The organism is Gordonia tangerina (genome assembly GCF_021556435.1).
Classification (GTDB): domain Bacteria; phylum Actinomycetota; class Actinomycetes; order Mycobacteriales; family Mycobacteriaceae; genus Gordonia; species Gordonia tangerina.
On sequence record NZ_JAKGCU010000016.1, the window covers coordinates 45429 to 65457 of the forward strand.

The 20029-nt window shown below is 66.2% G+C and carries 14 protein-coding genes; 3 read left to right on the forward strand and 11 right to left on the reverse strand.

Going from position 1 to position 20029, the window contains the following annotated elements; genetic code table 11:
• Window positions 1–17 precede the first annotated feature (17 nt).
• The 4 genes from L1892_RS16500 to L1892_RS16515 all read right to left on the reverse strand — a co-directional run bounded on the left by L1892_RS16500 (window position 18) and on the right by L1892_RS16515 (window position 4498).
• Entirely contained in the window at window positions 18–611 is a 594-nt protein-coding gene (locus tag L1892_RS16500; RefSeq protein ID WP_235724703.1) for a MogA/MoaB family molybdenum cofactor biosynthesis protein, read from the reverse strand.
• Between the two features lie 44 nt (window positions 612–655).
• Window positions 656–2134 carry a S1C family serine protease gene (locus L1892_RS16505; RefSeq protein ID WP_235724704.1) on the reverse strand — a complete coding sequence of 493 codons (1479 nt, stop codon included), beginning with the start codon at window positions 2132–2134 and terminating at the stop codon, window positions 656–658.
• A gap of 160 nt (window positions 2135–2294) precedes the next feature.
• On the reverse strand, window positions 2295–3764 hold the full coding sequence (locus L1892_RS16510; protein WP_235724705.1) for a sensor histidine kinase: 1470 nt from the start codon (window positions 3762–3764) through the stop codon (window positions 2295–2297).
• 47 nt (window positions 3765–3811) lie between these two features.
• Window positions 3812–4498 (reverse strand): response regulator transcription factor, encoded by a 687-nt coding sequence (locus tag L1892_RS16515; protein WP_235724706.1) that lies wholly within the window; start codon window positions 4496–4498, stop codon window positions 3812–3814.
• Between the two features lie 279 nt (window positions 4499–4777).
• On the opposite strand from L1892_RS16515, the gene L1892_RS16520 reads away from it, so the two are divergent.
• Together L1892_RS16520 and L1892_RS16525 are read left to right on the forward strand one after the other, a co-directional pair.
• Entirely contained in the window at window positions 4778–8896 is a 4119-nt protein-coding gene (locus L1892_RS16520; RefSeq protein WP_235724761.1) for a bifunctional nitrate reductase/sulfite reductase flavoprotein subunit alpha, read from the forward strand.
• 467 nt (window positions 8897–9363) lie between these two features.
• On the forward strand, window positions 9364–10242 hold the full coding sequence (locus tag L1892_RS16525) for a DUF559 domain-containing protein (RefSeq protein ID WP_235724707.1): 879 nt from the start codon (window positions 9364–9366) through the stop codon (window positions 10240–10242).
• 59 nt (window positions 10243–10301) lie between these two features.
• Here the strand turns inward: L1892_RS16525 and L1892_RS16530 are convergent, their stop codons facing one another.
• The 5 genes from L1892_RS16530 to L1892_RS16550 form a co-directional block, all read right to left on the reverse strand.
• The gene (locus L1892_RS16530) at window positions 10302–10619 is read right to left on the reverse strand and encodes a Rieske (2Fe-2S) protein (protein ID WP_235724708.1); all 318 of its coding nucleotides are present in this window, start codon (window positions 10617–10619) and stop codon (window positions 10302–10304) included.
• A complete protein-coding gene (gene nirB, locus L1892_RS16535; RefSeq protein ID WP_235724709.1) occupies window positions 10616–13132 on the reverse strand; it encodes a nitrite reductase large subunit NirB in 2517 nt (838 codons plus the stop codon). Before nirB ends, L1892_RS16530 begins: the two co-directional genes overlap by 4 nt.
• Window positions 13132–13479 (reverse strand): molybdopterin oxidoreductase, encoded by a 348-nt coding sequence (locus tag L1892_RS16540; RefSeq protein WP_235724710.1) that lies wholly within the window; start codon window positions 13477–13479, stop codon window positions 13132–13134. The genes nirB and L1892_RS16540 overlap by 1 nt, the downstream gene beginning before the upstream one ends.
• Window positions 13480–13767: 288 nt before the next feature.
• Window positions 13768–15342: an FAD-dependent oxidoreductase gene (locus tag L1892_RS16545; protein WP_235724711.1), complete on the reverse strand. Its 1575-nt coding sequence runs from the start codon at window positions 15340–15342 to the stop codon at window positions 13768–13770.
• Complete coding sequence (locus L1892_RS16550) at window positions 15342–16298, reverse strand: AurF N-oxygenase family protein (protein ID WP_235724712.1); 957 nt, start codon at window positions 16296–16298, stop codon at window positions 15342–15344. Before L1892_RS16550 ends, L1892_RS16545 begins: the two co-directional genes overlap by 1 nt.
• A 180-nt stretch (window positions 16299–16478) precedes the next feature.
• Between L1892_RS16550 and L1892_RS16555 the strand changes: the two genes are divergently transcribed.
• Window positions 16479–17249, forward strand: a complete 771-nt coding sequence (locus L1892_RS16555) for an SDR family oxidoreductase (RefSeq protein ID WP_235724713.1) — start codon at window positions 16479–16481, stop codon at window positions 17247–17249.
• An 80-nt stretch (window positions 17250–17329) separates the two neighbouring features.
• On the opposite strand, the gene L1892_RS16560 is transcribed toward L1892_RS16555, so the two are convergent.
• Together L1892_RS16560 and L1892_RS16565 are read right to left on the reverse strand one after the other, a co-directional pair.
• On the reverse strand, window positions 17330–18574 hold the full coding sequence (locus L1892_RS16560) for a nucleotide disphospho-sugar-binding domain-containing protein (RefSeq protein ID WP_235724714.1): 1245 nt from the start codon (window positions 18572–18574) through the stop codon (window positions 17330–17332).
• 89 nt (window positions 18575–18663) lie between these two features.
• Window positions 18664–20028 (reverse strand): hypothetical protein, encoded by a 1365-nt coding sequence (locus tag L1892_RS16565; RefSeq protein WP_235724715.1) that lies wholly within the window; start codon window positions 20026–20028, stop codon window positions 18664–18666.
• Window position 20029 lies beyond the last annotated feature (1 nt).

Consider the following 20029-nt stretch of genomic DNA (forward strand, 5'->3'; position numbering starts at 1 on the left):
AAGAATCGGCGTCGACTCTAGAACTCGCTGATTTCCTCGATCACGTGCTTGGCCAGCGGGGCGACGGTCGCCATCCCGTCGCGGACGGCGGCGCGCGAGTTGGACAGGTTGACCACCAGGGTCTGACCGGAGATGCCGGCCAACCCGCGGGAGAGCCCCCCGTCCGCGGAACCCGCTGCCAGACCAGAACTGCGCACCGCTTCCTCGATGCCGCGCAGACGCCGGTCGAGCAGCGGCTCGGTGGCCTCCGGCGTGACGTCGCGCGCACCCACGCCGACCCCGCCGACTGACACGACGAGATCCACGCCGCCGATCACCGCGGTGTTCAGCGCATTACGGATCTCCACCTCGTCACCCGAGACGGCGACGGTGGCATCCACGTGGAACCCGGCCTCGGCCAGCAACTCACCTACGAGTGGCCCCAGCAGACTCTGCTCCTCCCCGTGCGCTGCGCGATCATCCACGACCACGACCAGTGCGCGCCCGATCTCGTCGCCGCTCTCGGTGGGCCGGATGTCGTCGTCACGATGACGGGCGACGAACTCACGGGCGGCCGCGTCTGCGGCGACCACATCGTCGGGGTCGATGGCGGTGGATCCGGTGTCGCTCATTGTCTGCCTTTCTGCTCCCGTTCAGAAGAATCGTGCTCCGGGCGTCACCCGACCTGCAAGGTCTCCAAGGTGACCTGAGTGGTCTTCGTCTGGCCGTTGATGACGTAGGTGATGGTGACCGTGTCACCCGGGGCGTGCGACCGGATAGCCGCAACGAGTGCATCGCCGCTGGGGACGTTGCGGTCGTCGACCTTGGTCACCACCGCGCCCTGCGGTATTCCCGCCTTGTCGGCCGGCCCCCCCGCGGTCACATCGGAGATGTAGGCGCCGGGCTGGTCGACCTCGGTGTTGGCCCGCACCGACACGCCTAGGCCCGCTTGCGTGGCCTGGCCGGTCTCGGTCAGCTCATCGGCCACCCGCTTGGCCTGATCGATGGGTATGGCGAATCCCAGGCCGATGCTGCCGCCCTGCTGCTCGGCGGACGCCCCGAGGGTGGCGATCGCGGTGTTGACTCCGATGAGCGCCCCTTTGGCGTTGACCAACGCGCCACCCGAATTGCCAGGGTTGATGGCCGCATCGGTCTGGATCGCGTCGATCACCGATGTGGTACCCGATTCGCGCGAGGTCGACACCGGCCGATTGAGCGCACTGATGATGCCGGTGGTGACGGTGCCCTCCAGGCCCAGCGGCGCGCCGATCGCGATCACGTCCTGTCCGACGGCGAGGTTGTTGGATGTGCCCACGGTGATCGGCTTGAGACCGCTCTTGTCCACCTTGATGACGGCGATGTCGGAAATCGGATCGGCGCCGAGAACCCGGGCCGGTGCACGCGTGCCGTCGGAGAAGATCACCAGCACCTGACTGGCGGTGGCGGCGCCGGCCTCGGAGACCACGTGATTGTTGGTCATGATGACCCCGTCCTCGGACAGGATGACCCCGGATCCGCCGCCTTCGGCATTACCGGACCGCACGATGATGGACACCACCGACGGCAACACGTTGGCCGCGACTTCCTGAACCGATCCGGCCGGGGCCGGCACCACGCCCTGGTCACTGCTGTTCGGGTCACCACCCAGCGGGCCGTTGTGCGCCGACGACGAGCTGTCGTCGAGGACATTGGCACCGACCACACCGCCGATCCCACCTGCCACCAGTGCCAGCACCAACGCGCCGACGACCAGTGCCGCCTTGCCGCCTCCGGACTTCTTCTCAGGAGCTGGTCCCGCGGGCGGCGATCCGCCGACCCCGGGGCCGGGATACGGCTGCGCAGGCAGCTGACCGGTCCTCGGCTGCGTGTACGCCGGCGCAGTGTAGGCCGGTTGAGTGTAGACAGGTTGGCCGTATGGGTTCTGCTCATACGGGTTCGTCGGCGGCCCGCCATAGGGGTTCGTCTGCGGGGAGGGCGCGGCGGCGTGGTGCCCATAACCGCCCGGGTCCTGCGCGGCAGGCCCATACGGCGACGGTGATGCGTACGGCCCGGCTCCGTATCCCCGGTCGGGATCAGAACCCGGAGCGGCGTGCGCCCCCTGGCCCGAACCGTGTCCGGTGCCATACGGATCGCCATGCGAACCGCCACTGGTCATGTCCTGGTCCTCAGCTCTCTCGTACCTCGCCGCGGCGGCGGGTGTCCCGATCGATGTGCAGGTCTCGGCTCGCGACGACCCTGGCCCTCAACCCTAAGTGATCGAGGTGGTGGGTCGATGACCGAATGCCGGTCGGTCTGCGCGGCCGCGACCGTCACCCTTATTGACGAACGATCAGCGGAGAAGGTTCCTCAGGGGTGGGACTTCCCGGCAAGGTCATCCGGATCAGGGTTCCGCCCAGATCGGACTGCTCGGCCCGCACACTTCCGCCGTTGCGAGTGACCACCTGACGAACGATCGCCAGGCCCAGACCGGAACCGGGCATCGACCTCGACTGGGTCGATCGGTAGAACCGTTCGAACACCAATTCCCGGTCCTCCTCGGGGATCCCTGGCCCGGCGTCGGCCACCGTGAGTTCTGCTGTGTTCGCGTCGATCTGACTCAGGCTCACCAGCACTGGCCGACCACGCGGACTCCACTTCGCGGCGTTGTCGAGCACGTTGAGCACTGCCCGATTGAGGCCGTGTTCTTCCCCGAAGACGAACCACGGCGTCACCGTCGTGTGGAAGTCCACGTCGGTTCGGCGGCGACGCACCCGGTCCAACGATCGCGTGATCACCTCGACGAGATCGACCTCCTCGTGCACCACCTCCGGCGCGTCCTCACGGGCGAGGTCGACGAGATCTCCTACCAGCGTGGACAGTTCCTCGATCTGGGCCATCACATCCGAGCGCAGCTCGATCATGTCCTGCGGCGGCATCGCGGGTGCCCCCGGCTCACTCGCGGCGATCAGCAGCTCGAGATTGGTCCGCAGGGAGGTGAGCGGCGTTCGCAGCTCATGACCCGCATCGGCCACCAGCCGGGCCTGCCGATCACGTGAATCGGCCAAGGCGCGCAGCATCGTGTTGAAACTCTCGGTCAGGCGCGCCAACTCGTCGTTGCCCGAGACCGGGATGGGCGTCAGATCCTGCGTGCGCGCGACCCGCTCGGCAGCGCGGGTCAATCGGGCCACCGGTCGCAGACCGGCCCGCGCAACGGTGGTGCCAGCCAACGCGGCCAGTGCGACTCCACCGCCGCCGACGACAAGCAGCACCCAGGCCAGCCGCTTGAGGACCCGATCGGTGTGCAGCAGGCTCTGCGCCAACACCAAGGTGTTGCCGTCGGCGAGCTTGCGGGCGAGCACCCGCTGGTTGTCCACGGTCCGTAGGCTCTGCATGTTGTTGACCGGCCGCGGCGTCGACCGCGCGATGCTGCGCTCGACGTCTTCGAAGGGCACATCCCCGATGAGGTAGGTGCTGCCGTCGGGGTGCACGAGCGCCAGGGAGATGTTGGTGGAGAACACCGTGCCGGTGACCAGCGATTCGGGTCGTTCGTTGAGCAGGCCGGTCTTGGCGAGTACCGTCATGCCGTCGGCGCGGCTCTCCAGTTGCGAGTCGACCTCGTTGTACATCGCGCGGTAGACGACGAAGTAGGCGGCCGCGGCCATCAGGCTGACCGAGACGAGCACGACGGTGGCCGACAGCAGAGTCACACGCGTCGTCAACGACACCGCTCGGGTCAGCGGCATCGGCGCCCGCATCTCCTTGCGGTCATGCCGACGTATTCGGGCGATGGACCGTCGTCCCGGCATCGTCGTCGGTGCCGACCGAGGGGTCGAATCCGATGCGTCGGGGACCACTACGGCGGGGTCTCCCGCAGCACATAGCCGACGCCGCGCACCGTGTGGATGAGCCGGGGCTCACCTTCGGCTTCGGTCTTGCGCCGCAGGTAGCCGACGTAGACTTCCAGGGCATTGCCCGAGGTCGGGAAATCGTAGCCCCACACCTCTTCGAGGATGCGACTGCGGGACAGGACGCGGCGCGGGTTGGCCATCAGCATCTCGAGCAAAGCGAATTCGGTCCGAGTGAGACTGATGCTGCGTTCACCGCGTGCCACATCGCGGGTCACCGGGTCCAGCGTCAGGTCCGCAAACGACAGTTCCTCCGACTCGGCCGCATCGTCGGGACTGGCACGTCGCAGTAGCGCACGTAGCCGCGCGAGCAGTTCCTCCAGTGCGAACGGTTTCGGCAGATAATCGTCTGCCCCGGCGTCCAGACCCGACACCCGCTCGGAGACGGTGTCCCGTGCGGTGAGCACCAGAATGGGCAGGTCGTCGCCGGCCGACCGCAGCCGACGACACACCTCCAGCCCGTCCAGACGCGGCATCATGACGTCGAGAATGGCCACGTCCGGACGCTCGGCGACGATCTTCTCCAGGGCCTCGAGACCGTCGGCCGCGATATCGACGGTGTAGCCGTTGAACGACAGCGACCGACGTAGCGACTCGCGTACCGCCCGATCGTCGTCGACCACAAGGATGCGCATGCCTACAGTCTTATCGCGAACTGCTGAGATGTGTCTGAGGACGTACCGCCGTGTCCCGCGTCGATTGCTGCAGGTCGGGGCGCGCCGAGCCGAATGCAACGCCGCCGGTCGCGTCCGCGACCGGGCTGCGCACATGTGCGACCCACCCCTGTGAGGTCAAGTTGATAGGCGTGTAACTGGCCGATTCGCATCAGGAAACACACCCCGTCGAATGTGGAGATCGTGAAGTCCGTCGACATCGTGCATTCGCTGTGTGCCTACTGCGGGGTGGGCTGTGGAATGGACCTGGCGCTCGGCGCCGACGGTCAGGTCGCCAAGACCGTGGGCCGCAAGGATCATCCGACCAACTTCGGTCGGTTGTGCACCAAGGGTTCGACCACCGCGGACATGCTGGCCGCCGGCGGACGCCTGGTCACGCCGATGGTGCGCGACGAACGCGGCGCTCCAGCGCGGCCCGGCGACATGGATCAGGTGATCACCGAGACCGCGGCACGACTACGCGCCATCGTCGACGAACACGGACCGGACGCCCTGGCCCTCTACGTGTCGGGGCAGATGTCGATGGAGGCGCAGTACCTCGCGACCAAACTCGCCAAGGGCTACATCAGGACCACGGCGATCGAATCGAACTCGCGGCTGTGCATGGCAAGCGCCGGCACCGGTTACAAGCAGTCCCTCGGCGCCGACGGTCCGCCCGGTTCGTATCAGGATTTCGATCACGCCGACGTGTTCTTCGTGATCGGGTCGAATATCGCCGACTGCCACCCGATCCTGCACCTGCGCATGATGGACCGGATCAAGGCAGGTGCGAAGCTCATCGTCGTCGATCCGCGCCGCACTGCCAGCGCCGACAAGGCCGACCTGTTCCTGCAGATCACACCCGGTACCGACCTGGCACTGATGAACGGGCTGCTGCATCTGCTCATCACCGGCGGGCACACCGACGACGAGTTCATCGCGTCGTTCACCGACGGCTTCGAACAGATCCCCGAGTTCGCCGCGCAGTACCCGCCGGAAGTGGTCAGCGAGATCACCGGCATCCCGGCCGACGACATCCGCCGTGCGGCGGAGATGATCGGGTCCGCGCAGAACTGGATGAGCTGTTGGACGATGGGCCTCAACCAATCCACACACGGAACCTGGAACACCAATGCACTGATCAACCTGCATCTCGCCACCGGCGCGATCTGCCGGCCGGGCAGCGGACCGTTCTCGCTGACCGGGCAACCCAACGCCATGGGCGGCCGCGAGATGGGGTACATGGGCCCCGGCCTCCCGGGACAGCGGGCGGTGATGTCCGACGACGACCGTGCGTTCGTCGAGGACGTCTGGGGGTTGGCGCCCGGAACCGTGCGCACCGAGGTGGGCGGCGGCACCATCGACATGTTTCGCCAGATGGCCGACGGAGACATCAAAGCGTGCTGGATCATCTGCACCAATCCGGTCGCATCCGTGGCAAATCGGTCGACCGTCATCTCCGGGCTCGAGCAGGCCGAGCTCGTCATCACGCAGGACGCCTTCGCCGACACCGAGACCAACGCCTACGCCGACGTCGCGCTGCCCGCCGCACTGTGGACCGAGTCGACCGGCACCATGGTGAACTCGGAACGCAACGTGACATTGTTCGAGCCCGCCCTGACCGCGCCCGGTCAGGCGCTGCCGGACTGGCAGATCATCGCGCGCATCGCCTGCGAGATGGGTTATATCGAGGCCTTTTCCTATACCGACGCCGAACAGATCTTCGACGAGATCCGCCGGTTCGCGAACCCACGCACCGGCTACGACCTCCGTGGGATGACCTACGAGGGGCTGCGTCGCACCCCGATGCAATGGCCCAGCCCACCGGCCGATGCCGGGGTGACCCCGAACGGTCAGGGCCGCAACCCCATCCGCTACCTCAACGACGGCGTAAGCCAGACAATGCACACCGCCGAGGACGGGACCGTGCCCGCGCTCGCGTTTGCGACGCCGAACCGTCGGGCCCAGTTCTTCGCACGGCCGCACGTCGATCCCGCCGAGATGCCCGACGATGCATACCCCATCCTGCTGAACACCGGCCGTCTGCCACATCAGTGGCACACGATGACCAAGACCGGTCGGGTCACCAAACTCAACAAACTCAACCCGGGCCCGTTCGTGGAGATCCACCCCGAGGATGCGCAACGATTCGGCATCGGCCCCGGGGACCGGGTGGAAGTGGCATCGCGGCGCGGGCGTGCGGTGCTACCCGCGACGGTCTCCGATCGGGTTCGACCGGGCAATTGTTTTGTCCCGTTCCACTGGAACGACGTGTTCGGCGAGCACCTGACCATCAACGCAGTGACCTCCGACGCCGTCGACCCGATGTCGCAGCAGCCGGAGTTCAAGGTGTGCGCAGTCACCCTCACCAAAGTCGCGGGTGCGCCTTCGGCTCAGCATTCGTCCACCGAGGGTTCCGACAGCCTCACGACCGAGGCTCACCACGGTCTCGCCGGGCCGGTCGATGCCCTGGCGTCAGCGCTCGGGGTCGCCGACGTAGACATCAGGCCATCGGAGGCGGAACGCACGTACCTCGCCGGGATGATCGCCGGGCTCCGGACGCATCCACCTGTCGACGACCGTCCCGTGCTGCCGCCCGGGGCGCCGCTGCGTAGCGACGTCCACGCGTGGGCGTCGGGAGTGCTCGATGGAATCTTTGCGCGGGCACCGCTGTCGGGCGTCGGTACCGCCGGTGCACCGGGTGGCGCCGATGACGCGGTGCAGGCGGTGCGCGAGTCGATCACAGTCCTGTGGGCCTCACAGATGGGCAACGCCGAAGAGTTCGCCACCGAGACGGCAGATCACATCCGGGCCAAGGGATATGACGTCACGGTCACCGAGATGGATGCCGCCGACGTGGGATCTCTCAGCGGCACGACGCTGTTCGTCAGTTCCACCACAGGTGACGGGGAACCGCCGGACAACGGTTCGGCGTTCTGGGATGCGCTCAGCGGCGATACAGCGCCGGATCTGTCGGGACTACGCTATGCGGTGCTCGCCTTCGGGGACTCGAGTTACGACAATTTCTGTGGTCACGGGCGCAATCTCGACGAGCGCCTCGACGAACTCGGGGCCCGACGAATCCTGGAACGGGTCGATTGCGAACCAGACTTCGAGGAACACGCCGGGCAATGGCTCGACCGGGTCAATACGGTGATCACCGCAGACGAGAGCGCGGAACCATCAACGGATGGCGAACGGGTCACCGTCCTCAGCGAGCCGGCCGACTCATCTGCGCAGCCGTCGGTGCGTACCGCGCCCGCGTTCTCGAAGAAGAAGCCACTGGTCACCCAGCTGTCGCGCAATGTCAGACTCAACGGTGACGGTTCGTCGAAAGACGTGCGCAACTTCGGGTTCCATCTGCCCGGCGACACCTTGACCTACAAGGCCGGTGACGCCCTGGGCGTCTGGCCGCTCAACAGCAACACCCTCATCGACGAATGGCTCGACGTGACCGGCCTCGATGGCGGAGAGATCGTCAACGCGCCGGGTGGCGACGACATGCCGCTACGACGCGCACTGCGGGAACGTCTCGAGTTCGCCAAGGTCACCCCAGATTTCATGCGTTTCGTCGCCGACCGCAGCGGTTCGGCGCATCTGCATTCCCTTGCGGCGGCAGGCAACAAGCAGGAGCTGGAGGCGTGGACCTGGGGCCGGCAGTCGGTGGACGTACTCACCGAGTATCCGGTGAAGGCCGACCCCGAGGAATGGGTGTCTGTCCTGAAAACCCTTCAGCCCCGGTCATATTCGATATCATCGAGCCCATTGCACAACCCCGGAGAGGTCGAGCTCACCGTGTCGGCCGTCCGGTACAACCTGCACGGCAAGGCTCGCGGCGGCGTGTGCTCAACGTTCCTGGCCGACCACTGCGAAGGTCAGGACATCGGAGTGTTCGTCACGTCGACAACGCATTTCCGACCTCCGTCGGACCCCGATACCCCGATGATCATGATCGGTCCCGGTACGGGCGTCGCCCCGTTCCGCGGATTCCTCCGCGAACGGCAGGCATCGGGCCACGAGGGCAAGAACTGGCTCTTCTTCGGCGAACAGTATTCGGCCACCGACTTCTACTACCGCGACGAGCTCACCACCATGCTGTCCGATGGCCTGCTGACGCGCCTCGACGTCGCGTTCTCACGGGATCAGGACCGCAAGATCTACGTCCAGGACCGCATGCGGGAGCACGGCGAAGAGCTCTACCGCTGGCTGCACGACGGCGCACACGTCTACGTGTGCGGCGATGCCACGCGGATGGCCAAGGATGTCGACGCGACCCTCAAGGAAATCGTGGCTCATCACGGGCGTCGGTCGCCCGCCGGTGCGGAGTCCTACGTGAAGGCATTGGCGGCCGACAAGCGGTACGTGCGGGACGTGTACTGAGGTGTCGTCGGGACACGCGCTGCCCAGGTGTCCGGCAGGGCGCGCGGGCCACGGTAGCACCAGCGAGGTGGCATCGAGTTCGACCTCCAGCGAGGGGCGCAAGCTCTTCCTCCGCGAGCGCGTACGCCTCACCCGCGACGAGCGCATCGGCGCAGCCGGCCGTCCCGGCATCCCTTGCACCGTTCGGCACCGGCTCACCATCCTGTCGATCCCGATCGGAGAGGCCAACCCTCACCTTCGGGCCCGAGCGATACATCGTGCCGGACGCCACCGTCAACTGACCACGTGTCCCAGATGACACGCCAGCCGACCACCACCGGGCAGTGGAAATCTGCCGGGCTGCTGAGGTGTCATCTGGGACAGGGGTTATGGGTGCGCTCTGCACATTCTCGGATCTGTCCACAGATATCGTCCGGGAACCAGCCGACCACCTCGTCCGCGCCTCACCGGATGTCAGGCTGCACCCCATGGATCAACCCGACTACTCCGAGGTCCTCGCTGCTGGGTTCGGCGTCGCTTCGTGGAAACAACTGCGTGAGGCCGGCATGACGCGAACCGAACTCCGGGCCGCCCTCAAGAACGGCACACTGCGATGTCTGCGGCGAGGGTGGTACGCCACACCGTGGGCCGACAGTACTGTGGTGTCGGCGGTGGCCGGTGGCGGCGTGCTGAGTTGCCTGTCGGCACTACGACTGCTCAAGGTCTGGGTTCCCGGTACATCCGATACGGTTCACATCCGGGCCCGCGCCTGTGCGCACCGCACGCCCGGCGCGACGTTCTGCGAACAGTACGGCCGACCGGAATCGGAGATCACGTCCGTCGACGAACTGGCAGTCGCGCTGCGGCACGCACTGAAATGCCTGGACGACGAAGGCATCGTGGTGGTCTGCGACTCCATCATGAATCTGGGGCTGCTCGAACTCTCCGACCTCCGGGTCGTGTTCCGGTCCGCACCCGCGCGGATCCGCCGCCTGCTGGACCGATGCGACGGCAGTTCTCAGTCCGGTACCGAATCGATGTGCCGATTCCGGCTCCGATCACGCGGTATCGGTGTGCGCTCACAGGTCGACATCCCGGGAGTGGGCATCGTCGACCTGGTGGTCGGCACTGGCTTGATCATCGAGGTGGATGGATACGAATTCCACAGCAGCAAAGAACAATTCGAGAAGGACCGCGAGCGCGACCGCACAGCTGTCGAACTCGGATACCTGGTCATCAGACTGACGTATCACCAAGTGGTGCACGAGTGGCCGGCCGCCGAAGAGACGATCATGGACCTCGTGCGTCGGCGCGAACACCTCAAGCCACTGATGCCCACCAGGGAACTCGTCTCAGATGACACCTGAGCGCGACACGATCGCTGCTGAGACGACCGCGCGGCGCTGAGGTGTCAACTGGGACAACCTCACGGCCAGACGACGATCCTCCCGTCGCGATCCTCCACGCGGTACACGCCCAGCGAGCCGATCCCATCGGCGGTACAGCCGCCGTCGGAGAAGCGGAACACGTACTGATGCAGCGGACACACGACGTGGCCGAGGTCGAACTGGCCGTCGGCGATCGGGCCTCCCCGATGGGGGCAGACCGCGTCGGTGGCCCGCAGGGTGCCGTCGGTCATCCGGAACACCGCCACCTGGCGGCCGTCGACCGGGTAGGCCCGCCCTTCCCCCGGGAGAAGATCATCGATCGGACCGACCGGGACGCCGGTGTCGACGCTGGTCATCGGACCGGCACCTGCGGGAGCGGCAGCAGCGGCAACGCGGAGGTGAACTGGGCGGGCGATCGCGGCTCGTCACGGTCGAGCCACGGGTCGACGTAATCGGCGACCGCCTCGTCGATGCGCTCCTGCAGACCGCCGACGATGCCGTCGCGGTCCTCGACGAGGATCGCCCGCAGTTCCTCGATGCCGATCCTCGGCACGAACGCGTACGTGCGCTCGAGCCACTTGGCCTGCTCACGGTAGTACTGGATGAAGATGCCGCACAGGCGGATCACCTCCTCCGGTGAGTCGACCGTCGCCAGCAGGTCACCCTTGCGGATGTGCGCCCCCGCGGCACCGCCGACGAGGATCTCCCACTTGCCGTCGCCGATCGCCACCACGCCGAAGTCCTTGCAGAGGGCTTCGGCGCAATTGCGGGGGCAGCCGGTGACCGCGAGTTTCAGTTTGGCCGGCGACTCGAGACCCTGGTATCGCGTCTCGATCGCGATGCCCAGCGCCGTCGAATCCCCGAGTCCGAACCGGCAGTAGTCGGTTCCCACACATGTCTTCACGGTCCGGAAGGACTTGCCGTAGGCGTAACCGGACGGCATGCCGAGGTCGGCCCAGACCTTGGGCAGATCTTCCTTCTTCACACCGAGCAGGTCGAGACGCTGTCCGCCGGTCGCCTTGATCATCGGGATGTCGTACTTCTCCGCGACGTCGGCGATCTTGCGCAGCTGCTGCGGCGACGTCACGCCGCCCTTCATCTGCGGTACGACGGAGAACGTGCCGTCCCGTTGGATGTTGGCGTGCACTCGATCGTTGACGAACAGCGCACCCGGTTCGCGATTCCACCCGGTTCCCCAGATCACCCGCAGCAGCGACGACAACGGCATCTTCGCGGTGGCGTCCTCACCGTCGGGCGCCAAGTTCTCGAAAACCTCTGACACCGAACGGAGATCCTGCCGCTTGATGGCGTCGATCAACTCCGGCTTGGTCAGCGGGATGCACGGCACGTACCAGTCCGCCGACTTGTCGACGGTCAGCGCATCACCCGCGGCGAACTCGACGATGTCGCCGACGAGTGGCTTGCACGAGCCGCACCCCTTGCCGGCGCGGGTCTTCGCGCAGACCTCGCTGACGCTGGTGCACCCGGATTGTACGCAAGATACGATGTCGCCCTTGGTGACACCATTGCAATTGCACACCTGCACGTCGTCGGCGAGCTCGGCCGCACCGGTCTCCGCACTGGGCGTACCCATGTCGAAGAGCATCGAGATACGTTCTTCGGGCAGCGGCACCTTCTCATCGAAGGCCTGGGTGAGGAAGTTGGCCTTGGAGATGTCGCCGAGGAGCATGGCGCCGATCAGTTTGTTGTCGCGCACCACCACACTCTTGTAGGTGCCGCTGCGCGGCTCGTAGAACTGGACGAACTCGTCGTCCTCGCGTTCGGGACCCTTCACACCCATGGCCGCGACGTCGACCCCGGCAACCTTGAGCTTGGTGGTCAGTCGCGAACCATGGTACTCCGCATGGGGATTCGCACCCGTGATGACGTCGGCGAGCACCACCGCCTGCTCCCACAGCGGCGCGACCAGCCCGTACACCTCGCTGCGGTGCTGGCAACACTCTCCGACGGCGTAGATGGAACCCTCGTCCTCGCAGCGCATCTGGTCGTCGACGACGATGCCGCGTTCGATGACGAGCCCGGCGCTGCGTGCCAGTTCGACGTTGGGCCGAATTCCGGCGGTGACCACGATCATGTCCGCCGGCAGCGATTCGCCGTCGGCGAATCCGACTCCGCTGACGGTGCCGTCGTCAGTGCGCAGCACGGCGGTGGTGCGTTTGCCGGTGTGCACGCCGACCCCGAGTTCCTCGATCTTGTTGCGCAGCACCTTTCCGCCGCGTTCGTCGAGTTGCTGATTCATCAGGTGACCGGGCGAGTGCACGACGTCGACGTCGACCCCCTGGGTCTTGAGTCCATAGGCCGCCTCGAGCCCGAGCAGTCCGCCGCCGATGACCACAGCACGGACGTCGTCGCGCGCCGTCGCCATCTGCAGCATGCCGTTGGTGTCGGAGATGGTCCGGAATCCGAAGACGCCGCGCGCCAGTCGCCCATCGGACTCGCGCAGCCCATCCATGTTGGGGAAGAAGGTGTTGGACCCGGTGGCGATGATCAGGACGTCGAAGTCGATGACACGGCCGCTGGCGCAGGTGACGGTCTTGGCGAAACGATCGATGCCCTCGGCGCTGTCGCCCGAGTAGAGGGTGACCCCGTTCTCCCGGTACCAGGCCATCGGATTGAGCATCAGGTCGTCGTCGTCGAGTGTGGCCTCGCCGGAAAGGACGTGGCTGAGCATGATCCGGTTGTAGTTGCCGTAGGGCTCGTCGCCGATCATCGTGACGTCGAACAGTTCACTGCCACCGCGGGACAGGATCTCCTCGACGGTCCGTGCGCCGGCCATACCGTTGCCGACCACCACCAGCTTGCGCTTGGCGGTGGTTGCATCGTCGTGCGGCGTGACGTCGACAGGCATCAGAAGATGACCATCCCGAAGTCGATGACGACCTCACCGCTCGTCGCTTCCGGCGCCGCCAGGACCAACTCCAAGGTGGTGTCGGGATCGACGTCCTCCACCACACGCAGCGGGACGTTGACCGAGGACCGCGCCCCCATCGGGAAGATGCGCATGGGCTGGCCGTCCCGCATCAGCGTCACATAGATCAGTTCGCCCGAGCTGTTCCCGCCACGAAAGTAGAGGGGCTGTGCCGTCATGCCGGGGGGCACCACGTAGGTCAGGGACGGGTCGATGGGCGCCGGTTTCGTCAGCCCCGTTCCGGTGAACGCGTAGACGCCTTGCAGGAACCGCGGTGTGCTGGACATACGGCCACTATCGCTACCGCGCGTGAATCGCTTCTTGCCTGAGTGTTACAAGGCGATTGTCAGGACCTCACCGCGAAGGTCGGCCGATGTGATCTCGAGGTCGGGTGGTCGAGCCCCGCCGCCGATCGCGCGCCCCCTTCGCTGATCGAGCGTCCCCCCGCTGATGAGTAGCGACGAACGGAGTGAGGAGCGTATCGAGATCGCGTGCGGTGGTTTCGATACGGTCTCGGCTGGCGCCTCGGCCTACTCAACCACCAGAGCAACCAGGCCGCCTCGATCGCCGGTGGCCTACTTCTTCCGCCACCCGGCTGCGCCGACCATCTCCGACAACTCGGTGTATTTGACGCGGGGCCGACCCTGTGCGAGTCCGCGACGCCGTTCGCTGGCGTCGATCGCACGGACTCCGCGGTAGCCGATGACCTGTCGGGTGCGACGGCGCAGCAGGGCGGTGAATGCCTTGGCCGGATGCGTTGTTCGCGGGAGATGCCCGGCGGCTGCATCGCGAATGAAGTCCTCCACGGTTGCCTCGGCGCAGACCTTGTTGGTGCCGATGCCGCCACTCGGCCCGCGTTTGGCCCATCCCAGGACATAGACACCCGGGATGACATCGCCGCTCTCGGTGGTCATCCGGCCGTCCACATTGGGGAACACCCCACGTTCGTCGTCGAACGGGAGCCCGCCGATCGGCGTCGAACGGTAACCGATGGAACGAACCATCAGATCGGCGGCGATCTGGTGTTGACGTCCACCGGTCGCAACGGTGACCCGCTCGACGCGCGACTGTCCCGAGATCTCCTCGGGGGTGGTGTGGAAGAGGAAGGTGATCCGACGGTTGTCCGGATCGGCGGGCGCGCTGAAGTCCGGGAGGTCGGCGTCGGGGTCGTCGTGGACCACCACCTCCACCCCCGGGATCGTCGACAGCGCCCGGTACTCGGCAGATGTGTACGCGGCGTGCGCCTGGTCGCGGCGACCGAGCACCACCACCTCGTGGATGTTCTGTTCTTCCAGGATGCGCAGCGCACGATCGGCGATGTCGGTGGTGGCGAGCATCTCCGGCGGGCACACCAGGATGCGTGCCACGTCGAGTGCGACGTTGCCCGTGCCCACGACGACCGCGCGTCCCGTGCCGTCACGGGGGATCGGCGGAGCCTCCATGCCCGGCACCGCGTTGTACCAGGCGACCAGATCGGTCGCCGACGTCGAGCCGGGCAGGGCTTCCCCGGGGATGCCGAGTCGACGTGACTCACTGGCACCGACCGCATAGAACACCGCATCGAAGTGTTCGGCCAACTCGTCCGGCGTGATCTGGCCCTCGCCCGTGCCGACCTCGACGTTGGTCGCCATGGTGACGCGCGGATCGCGATAAAGCAGATCGAAACCCCGCAGCACGCCCTTGGTGCCCGGGTGATCCGGCGCGACGCCGGCACGCACGAGACCGCCTGGAGTGGGAAGCTTGTCGATGACGGTCACCGACGCCTCGGTGCGATCCAGGATCGTCCGCAGCGCATAACCGCCCGACGGCCCGGTGCCGACAAGCGCAACCCGTAGACCGGCCGGCAGTTTCGGGATGTCCGGATACGTGACCGACGACCACCCGGAGGCCACGTCCGGGTTGTTCTTGTAGTAGTCGGCGTTGATGTCGATGAACACCTTGTCGCGAGTGCCGAGCTTGTCTGCCGGATAGATCGCGTCCACCGGGCAGGCATCAGCACAGGCACCGCAATCGATACACGCCTCGGGATCGATGTGCAGAATGTCCGAACTGCCGAAGCCGCGCTCCTCGGGTGTCGGGTGGATACAGTTGACCGGGCACACCGACACGCATGCCGCGTCGCTGCAGCAGGACTGGGTGATGACGAACATCAGAGCATGTTCGCTTTCCGGTAGTAGTACATGGCCGGCTTGGTGAGCAGGCCGACTTCGTCGAGGAACTCCATGAGGTGAGCGCAGCTGCTTCGGATCATGGACTGGAAGTGCGAGTTGGAGCGCATCTCGGCCATGGCCCGGTCGGCGTCGAGCCCGGCATCGGCAAACGCCTTCTTCTGCACCAGGCTGGTGACGATGAAGTAGGCGCCCAGCGCAACGTAGAGAGCGCTGAACTGCCGACGCGCCCACCCGACGCCATCCATCGACTCACGCACCTCTTCTCGCGCGAAGCGCATGTGCCGCGACTCTTCCAGCACGTGGATCTCGTTGACGGTGCGGATGAACGGCAGCACCCGATCGTCGCGCATGCAACCGCGCTGAAAGACGTCGAGCACCTCTTCGGCGACCAGAATGCCGGCGTAGGCGACCTCGTTCTTGGCGGTGCGCTTGAACAGCTTGCCGAGTCGCCCGACCTTCTTGGTGGGCTTGTAGGAGGTACCGACCATCTTCTCGGATGCCTTGGCGAACATGATCGAGTGGCGGCACTCGTCGGCGACCTCGGTCAGCGCGAATTGGAACTCCGGGCTGTGGTAGGCGCCGAGGTACTGATCGCGGATGACCATCTCCTGCAGGATCATCTCGAACCAGATGCCGATGTTCATGATCGATGCGAACTCATGGCGGGTCACCGAAATGCGCTGGGACTCGGAGAGTTCCTCCCAGTAGGCGGTGCCGTACAGCGACGACCATTCCGGGCTGCACCCGTACTTGGTGGGGTCCATCGGGGCCGACCAGTCGATCTCGGTCATCGCATTGCGCGAGAGCCGAGCCGCCGAGGCGAGCAGGCGTTCGGAGACCTCGTCGGTCCCTTGGTCGCGCATGCTGACCACGTTCTGCGCTTCGTCGACACCATGGTGGGTGTCGGCCTGCGTGCGATCCATCGCTGCAGTCATCGAGTCTCGACCTCCGGGCCGTTGGTGAACAACTGTTCTTTCATGACAATGAGCACTGTTATGACAATGCGTGTTGTCACGATAGCATCAGAACGCGCGGAAGTGAACAAGGTCGGATATATACTCGCCAGTAAGTTTCGCGTGGGACACGTACATGCAGGTCAAAAGCAGGAGAAGCACATGTCATCGATCTTCATCACGGGCGGCGCCGCGGGCATCGGATTGGCTACCGCGGAACGATTCGGGCGCGCCGGATGGACGGTCGGTGTATTCGACGTCGACACCGATGCCCTGGCAAAAGTCCAGGCCAACCACCCCGGATTCATCACCGGGACGCTCGACGTACGCGATCCGAAGCAATGGGAGACCGCGCTCGCCGAGTTCACCTCCCACACCGGGGGCACCCTGGACGTCCTCGACAACAACGCCGGCATCCTGGTCGAGGGTCCGCTCCACGAGATCTCCCCCGACGCCGTGCGCCGACAGATCGACATCGATGCGCTCGGCGTCGCACTGGGCGCGCAAGCCGCCTACCCGTACCTCCGGGCGACACCCGGCGCGCACCTGGTGAACATCGCCTCGGCGTCGGCGATCTACGGACAGCCGGGCATCGCGACCTACAGCGCCACCAAGTTCTTCGTCGCCGGCCTGACCGAAGCGCTTGAGTTGGAATGGGAGGACGACGACATCCGGGTGGTCGGGATCTGGCCACTCTGGGCGAAGACCGCGCTCGCCATGAACGAGGCGAAGTCGACGAAGACGCTCGGCGTGCGGATCACACCCGACCAGGTCGCCGACAAGGTGTGGGAGTCGGTCCATCCCACGCGTCAGGACAAGCTGCTCCACCGCACCAGCTACTCGGTCGGCGCGCAGACACTGGTGCTCGGCAATGCGGCGAAATTCATTCCCAACTTCCTCAACCGGGCGGTCAACAAGCTGATCGCCCAGTAACACCCAGACCGGTTCGGGTGCGCGTCGCCCGGGTTCACCGCCGCCCGGGCGTCACCCAGTCGTCACCCGATATCCGCTGACTACTGGGCAGCGACGGCCTGTTCGACGATGTCGGCCGCGGTGGCGACCGCTTTGTCCGGCGCCACCATCTGCGCCGCAACGAGTTCGGCCGCTTCCCGGACCGGCGCCGACAGGATCGTAGCGAGCGCTTCGGCGGCCATCGTCTCGGTGAGAGCCGACGGTCGCATCGCGCAGCCCACCCCCAGGGTTTGTACACGGCGCGCCCAGAACGGCTGGTCGGCGGTCACCGCACAGATCAGTGATGGCAGACCTGCGCGCAGGGTTGCCGCGGTGGTGCCCGCACCCCCATGATGTACCGCGGCCACGCAGCGCCGCAGCACCGACTGATGGTCGATCGCGGCGACGACGAAGATGTCGCGGTCATCGCCGACGGCTCCTCGGTACTCGGGTCCGGCGACCAGACAGCGTAGACCCAACCGCCGCGCGGCGGCGCACAGCGTCGCGATGACGGTATCGCGGTCGGGCAGGGTCATGCTGCCGAAACCGACGAACAGCGGTCGGTCTCCCTCGGCGAGCCAGGTCGCCAACTCCGGTGTGGTGACATCGATCTCGGCGAGGTCGCGCCGATGCTCGGTGTCGAGGTCCAGGAACCCGACGACCGGCTTCGCGTCGCGCCATTGTTCCGCCAGTCCGGGTATGAGCGCTCCATCGAAAGCCTGGATCTGCACGATTCCGCGGTCACGAAGCCGCAACGACAATGGTCGCCGTGCTCGGCGAAGCTTCATCCGGCGCCGAAAGGAGTTCTCGTTCCAGCCGGTCGCAACCCAGGTCACCCGGTCGGCCCATCGCCACGACCACCGCCGAAGTGCAGGTGACATGTATCTGGAGAGAACGGGTACGGCGCCAACGACACCGTTTTCCGACATCGGCGCGTATCGCAGTACCACCAGTTGGGCCCCGATGCGTTGCGCGACCGCCAACGCACGGTCCTGGCACAGCGGTGCGGCCACGAGGATGTCCACATCGGACAGCGGAGCTCCGGGGACGGTGAACTCGTCCGCCATCGACTCGTCGAACGCGGCGAAGCCTGATCGCATGGTGCGTACGGCAAACCTCATCTGCGCCAACCTGCTTCCCTCTCGCGCAACGCTCAGCGCGGTATCCGACGACCAGGCCGCGTGGGAGTCGAGCCCCACTGCCACCACCGACGCAACTCCCGCGCTTCGCGCGAAATCCACCAGGTTCGGCGGAACCAGCACGGTCACCCGATGGCCCCGGCCCTGTAGTTCCAGAGCAAGACACACGCCGGGTTGGATGTCACCTCGACTGCCGTACAAAACAATTGCAACTCGAATCCGACTCCGGCACTGGCGCGACCACATCGGCATCGACCTCACCAGAATTCGTGGTCGAGTCGCCAGGAGGACAACTGCTCGGCGATGAGTTTCCGGACGAGCTCCGGATCTCCGAAATGATCGGGATGGATACCGAAGAAGGTGAGGGTGATCCGCTCGTCGTACTCCACCGCCCACGCCGCGATCGCCGGCCCCTGGATGCGCCGGCGCTCCGCGGGCATGCCCTGCATGAGGGCACGGATAGCGAACGAGTTGGCGTGTACCCCACCGAGTCCGAGCGCAGTCTCCGGCGCCACCCCAAGGTTCGACACCGTGGTGTCTGGACCTGCAATCCCCGCCATCATCCTGGCGATCAGCCGACGCGGCAGCAGCCGTACGATGGGCTGAAGGTTGTCGGCCACCTGCTCCGCACCCGACTGCGCGTACTCGACGAACGCCTGTTTGCTCAATGCTCGGATTCCACCGAGCGGACCCGGCGCGTCAACCCTGTCGGACAACCGGATCCACACACCGCCCGACGCGTTCGCCCGCTCGTCGGGTTCGCCGGCCCGGTTGTCGACAGCGATACACACCCGTAACTCCGGCCCCGTGGGGTACCCCGAACGCTGCACGACGCCCGCCAACAACGCGGTGAACAGGCTGTTGGCCGTACCACCGTGCTCCCGGGCCCGAGCATGCCATTGACCGCGGTCGACATTCACGATCGCCAGCGTTGTCTCCGGCCCATCGGACGGCACGGGCCGCGGCGCGCTCGGCACCGGTGACGTCGGCGCCGGCGCCGTCGTCGACTCACGATTGCGCCACGCCTCGCGAAGCACGATCCGCAGCGACGATGCGGCGGCGGCAAGTTGCCGACCTGCATCGACGACATCCTCGGTGACCGCACGTGCGCCACGAGCCGATACCGGGTCCGGCAGTGCGCCGGAGTTGCCCGCGTGTGCTGCAGCGAGCGCACGGTAGACCCCCTGACCGTCGGCGATCATGTGCGACACGAGTAACGACACCACTCGACGTCCATCGCTGGTCAGCGCGGAGTCCAGCTGCCACCCCGCGCCGTCGATCGGCCGCAGCGTCGTGTCGCGTACGTGCGCGTCGGCCCAGGTCCCGACCTCGTCGTCACCGATGCGATCGGTGTCGGAACCGACAGCAGGCAGATGCGATCGCACCCAGCGGTGCCGCGCCATCGGGACCCTGGTGCGGCGAACCGCCCGGTGTATCGACCCGGCGGCCAGCCTTGCGCGCAGTTGCTGCACCGCCGGAACTCCGGGATCGCGATCGAAGACCCAGACGAAATGCATCGGCGCGTTCAGCCCGAACAATTCCTCCGCCAACAGATACGCCTCGTCGCCACCGGTCACCCGGGGCATCGCGGACACACGCTCATACCAACTCGTCACGGTCACC